Origin of the sequence: Psychromonas sp. Urea-02u-13 (assembly GCF_002835995.1) — a bacterium.
In the GTDB taxonomy this organism is placed as follows: Bacteria; Pseudomonadota; Gammaproteobacteria; order Enterobacterales; family Psychromonadaceae; genus Psychromonas.
Genome location: NZ_PJBZ01000204.1, coordinates 1 through 1,131 on the forward strand (window position 1 = coordinate 1; position 1,131 = coordinate 1,131).

Below are 1,131 nucleotides of genomic sequence, written 5' to 3' on the forward strand. Positions count from 1 at the left end.
AGAAACAGTTGGCTATGTTTCGCTTCGCTCCACAATTTTAGCCAACTATTTCTGTCCGCTTAATTGGGCGTTAGCTTTTTATTCTGGATTTTTCAGTTGTAATTTTGGTTTTACTTAAGCCTCGTTGGTTTCCATCTGAAAAGCGCAATCACAATGTGTATGCTTGATTACATTATGATTCGCTTCACACAATTAGAAAGATCGTGTTGAAAATACATTTACTGAAATCTACCTTTCCGGTAAATTCTCTTTATAAAACAATGAGTTTTATTAGTTGATACTATCTGCGTACAATTCTAGCGCCGTATTTTTAAAATTAAAATGGAGAAAAAGATGAAAAAAACAATGTTAGCACTTGTAATAGGTGCTTCAGTGTTATCTGGTTGCAAAACAACAGATGTCAATCCACTCGCAATAGCAGATGAATACCAACAAGTACAAGGGGTTGATGTTACATATATTATTCCAAGTGAATATGTAAATGATAAAATAGGAATTAACGGTGTTGAGTTTGCTACTTTTCATAAGGGCACTCAGACAAAACAAGAGAGACTTTCTGCAAATAAAATCAGCAACAATTCTTTTGAGGTGCATAGAAGAACAGATAATGGAACATCTGGATCTGGTGTTCTATACCAAATAAGCTATTCATCAAGCGTCAAAGGCGAAGACACACTAATACAATTCCAGCCTTTTCAAACAAAATCATACCAGCAAGGGTTTATTGGAAAATTTGATGTTCCAAACTTCAACGTGCAGCAGTATTTATCGACTTCACAATTCAGCGTGAAGTTTGAAATTAACTCGGAATACCCATCTGACGCTGTAAAAGCAAATTTCGACAGAGTGTTACCTAAAAAACAATATTCAAAAGAAGACATGCAAAAAATGATGCTCGCCAAGTTATCTGGCAAAAAGGTAAGCTCCGAAGACTTGTACGTTTTAGATGTTGATGGGAACGATACTTGGTTACAAGTTGAAGCTTTTCCATACAGAAAAGGATCTAAAGTCGTAATTAAAGCAATGCTTAATACAAACCCCAACGGTGGTAACACGGTTAACCTTTCCGATCTTATTGAAAAAATAAAATTAAATGTTACCGAAATTGTCGATTCATAAAGCCACCTGATC

General features: G+C 35.2%; 1 protein-coding gene. It reads left to right on the top strand.

The features are described from left to right. Positions 1 to 333 precede the first annotated feature (333 nt). Positions 334 to 1,119, top strand: coding sequence for a hypothetical protein (locus CXF74_RS21400; protein WP_101084665.1), 786 nt, complete (start codon positions 334 to 336; stop codon positions 1,117 to 1,119). The last annotated feature ends 12 nt before the right edge of the window (positions 1,120 to 1,131 follow it).

Bases quoted from the DNA above. Each gene is read 5' to 3' on its own strand.
- CXF74_RS21400 (WP_101084665.1), top strand. From the start codon at position 334: ATGAAAAAAACAATGTTAGCACTTGTAATAGGTGCTTCAGTGTTATCT.